The following is a 3,159-nucleotide window of genomic DNA, read 5'->3' on the forward strand; positions in this document are numbered from 1 at the left end:
TATGCTCAAGCTAACAACATATCTGATGATGATTTTAGGATAATGGTTAACAATGCTCTTTGCGATCTTCTTGGAGTGGATGAGCCTGATTTAATGTAGCTCACGTCTGAATCTGTTTGACGCTTACAGTTAAAATCCAGTTCCGTATGGAACAGTGGGTGCGGTTGATTAAGGAATTTCAGGCTAGTGGTATGACCGTAAAATCTTGGTGTCAACAGAATAATATAAGTGAATCGGCATACTACTACTGGCTGAAACAAATCCGCATGAAAGCATATTTACATCAACTTCCGACTACACAGCCTGAAAACAAGAAGCCCGTCGAATTTGCAAAACTTCATGTGGATACATTAAGAACTGGTGCTGCCGTCATCATTCATCTTCCATCCGCAACGGTTGAAGTCAAGGAAGGAACATCCCAAAAAACTCTTGAAGCCGTTTTGCTAGCTTTAAAATGAGACATTACAGCAGCAAAAGAGATCTACATCGTAAGCGTCAAACAATAAAGTGTATAGAAAAAAAGCAAAACCCAGTGTAAACTGAGGTTTTGCTCTATTTACAGATTTCCTGAACTTCCGGACTCCACGGCAGATAATCCTCAAGGATTTCAGGATACTGACCGAACTGTTCACCCGGTAGCCGGTTAAGAATATAGTAAAGATATTTGTAAGGACTTAGGCCATTGGCTTCAGCGCTTTCAATCATACTGTAAACGGCTGCGCTTGCCGCGGCTCCTCTGGGACTTCCGCTGAACAGCCAGTTTTTGCGTCCAATAGTGAAGGGCCGAATACAGTTTTCTGCCAGGTTATTGGAAATACAGCAGTTACCGTCTTCCAGATAATTCATCAGTTCTTGCTTTTGGTTTAAAGCATAATTTAAGGCCTTACTCAGTTTGGATTTGGGAAGAACTTTGTTTTCGACAGAATCAATCCATGCCCAAAAAGCATCCAATACTGGTTTTTCCTGTTTCAGACGTTCGAATTTGCGTTTTTCACTTGTCAGATTTTCAAGAGTACTTTCAATTTCAAAAAGTTTGTTGCAATAAGTAATCCCCTGACCAGATAGCGTATCATCGGGACCACGGATGTCTTTAGGCAAAGCATCGACAAAATTTCTGCGAAGATGTGACCAGCAAAGACAGCGTATGATGTTCTCGACCTTTTTGTAACCGGCGTAAGCATCCGAGTGAAGGTATCCCTTAAATCCCTCCAGAAATTTTTGTGGGTAAATTCCATTTCTTCCGGGCTCATACTCAAAGATCCGGATAGGATGCTCAGTATGCTTTCCGGTAGTGTATACCCACATGTAAGAATCACTTGTATTCTTGCGACCTTCCTCATTCATCACCTGAACAGGAGTCTCATCAGCATGAATATATTTTTCTTTAAGGAGCTCTTGATGCATAACTTTTAGGATGGGGGTCAGCCAATCGCGGGACGCAGCTATGATCCAGTTAGCCATGGTAGCGCGGCTTAAAGACAAACCGAGCGTCTTCCACTCTTTTTCCTGACGGTAAAGGGGAAGCGCGTTTACAAACTTCTGGTGCATGACCCAAGCCACTGTGGAAGGAGTCGCTAAGGAGTGCTGAATAACCGAATCAGGTATCGGGGATTTCTCCATGTAAGGCAGACCATTTTTGCGGCAGCTGCGGCATTCGAAGGTCTCACGGTAAAGGTCAATTACCCTAAGCTTAGCCGGAATATATTCAACTTCTGTACGCACAAATTTTTCACCGACGGATTTAAGCGGGGTATTGCACGTTTCGCAAAAACGTTCATCTTCAACAAGGGTACAGAGCTTTTTTTCATGCGGCAGATTTTCTAAAAGTTCTTCCCGCCGGCCATTTACTTTCTTTCTCCGGTAACCCTCGACCTTTTTCAAGTCAGGTTCCTTGGACTTCGGATCGGTCTCGGTTTCCGCTTCATTAAAAAGAGACATCTGTCCTAAGGATAGAACGGATGTCTTCTCTGTGCTTCGGCCATAGAGTTTACGCGTTAGATGGTGTACGGTTTCCAGAAGGAGTCTATTTTCCTTCTCCAGTTCGGATATGCGATTTTCCAGCGTTTTGATCTGTTCAGCCGTACTCATCAAATTACGATATCCTTTGCGTTTTTCGCTGCTTATATTTTACCATAAAAATACCAAACAATCCAGCATTTATGCGGACTTTCGGCACTTTTCCCAAAGTTTTTACAGGGAAAAACACTTCTCTTTACCCAGTTTTTTTACGGCTTTTGGTTGATCAATGGACAGTCCTTCCATAAGCCAGCGAAACTCCTGGGAAGTGACGTTGCGGACTGCTTCGGAATTCTTCGGCCACCTGAATTTACCGGCTTCCAGCCGCTTATATAATAATACGAAGCCATCGCCTTCCCAGTAGAGTGCTTTCAGTCGATCATGCCGGTGGCCGCAGAAGAGAAACAGACTGTTCTGGAATGGGTTTAGCTGAAAGTTCTGCTGGACTAAAGCGGCCAGCCCGTTAATGGATTTGCGCATGTCGGTATACCCGCAGGCGATATAGATTTTCTCTGCTTTGGAGATATCACCGAACATTTTGGAGCGCCCTCAAGGTATTTTCTATTAAGGCAGGTGCTGCGCTGTTGTGGATTTCCAAGCTTACGGCACCCAAGCTCACAACAATATCTGCTGATGAGTCCTGACGTTTATGGTCAGCGTCGGCTACAGGAAACGCAATATTTACCGGCACGATTGGATTCTTTTCGGCATTCAGCGCGGGAAGGGCTTCGCAGGCTGCTTCACGGACACGTTTCAGCCAGTAGAAGTAAGTCGTCTCGCTTAAACCGTGCTCCGCACACCAGTCGGCAATTTTCTGCCCGCTGCTGCGGCATTCACGGATGCGCTGGGCCCACTGATTCAATCGATATTGTCGAGTGGCTTCTCTGCTATCCATCACTAACTCCTCCTTTTGGAGTTTTTAAAGTAAACTTGAAAAACTCCAATAACTCTAGTTTAGAGGATATTATCTCACTGCTTTAGTGATGTTTCCATACACCGACTTATTAGACGGTTACTCTACATCGCTTGCGGTTATACGGATATGCGTAAATCTATTGACGGACTAGCAGCCCTTGTCCAGGAAACCTTCGGCATTGATCCTTTCGCATCCAGTCTCTATCTGTTCTGTGGCAAGCGTCGGAA

5 protein-coding genes are annotated in these 3,159 nt (G+C 44.5%); 2 read left to right on the plus strand and 3 right to left on the minus strand.

Features of this window, described 5'->3' with window-relative positions:
- Positions 1-146: 146 nt before the first annotated feature.
- Positions 147-458 carry an IS66 family insertion sequence element accessory protein TnpA gene (gene tnpA, locus OKX56_RS13550; protein ID WP_287896872.1) on the plus strand — a complete coding sequence of 104 codons (312 nt, stop codon included), beginning with the start codon at positions 147-149 and terminating at the stop codon, positions 456-458.
- Between the two features lie 94 nt (positions 459-552).
- On the opposite strand, the gene tnpC is transcribed toward tnpA (OKX56_RS13550), so the two are convergent.
- The 3 genes from tnpC to tnpA (OKX56_RS13565) form a co-directional block, all read right to left on the minus strand.
- Positions 553-2,088 (minus strand): IS66 family transposase, encoded by a 1,536-nt coding sequence (gene tnpC, locus OKX56_RS13555; RefSeq protein ID WP_287896874.1) that lies wholly within the window; start codon positions 2,086-2,088, stop codon positions 553-555.
- 102 nt (positions 2,089-2,190) lie between these two features.
- Positions 2,191-2,553 (minus strand): IS66 family insertion sequence element accessory protein TnpB, encoded by a 363-nt coding sequence (gene tnpB / locus OKX56_RS13560; RefSeq protein WP_287896876.1) that lies wholly within the window; start codon positions 2,551-2,553, stop codon positions 2,191-2,193.
- Positions 2,543-2,911 carry an IS66 family insertion sequence element accessory protein TnpA gene (tnpA, locus tag OKX56_RS13565; protein WP_287896878.1) on the minus strand — a complete coding sequence of 123 codons (369 nt, stop codon included), beginning with the start codon at positions 2,909-2,911 and terminating at the stop codon, positions 2,543-2,545. Before tnpA (OKX56_RS13565) ends, tnpB (OKX56_RS13560) begins: the two co-directional genes overlap by 11 nt.
- A 126-nt stretch (positions 2,912-3,037) precedes the next feature.
- Between tnpA (OKX56_RS13565) and tnpB (OKX56_RS15010) the strand changes: the two genes are divergently transcribed.
- A partial coding sequence (tnpB, locus tag OKX56_RS15010) for an IS66 family insertion sequence element accessory protein TnpB (RefSeq protein ID WP_353737775.1) occupies positions 3,038-3,159 on the plus strand: 122 nt, incomplete at its 3' end.

The organism is Dehalobacter sp. (assembly GCF_030063005.1).
Classification (GTDB): domain Bacteria; phylum Bacillota; class Desulfitobacteriia; order Desulfitobacteriales; family Syntrophobotulaceae; genus Dehalobacter; species Dehalobacter restrictus.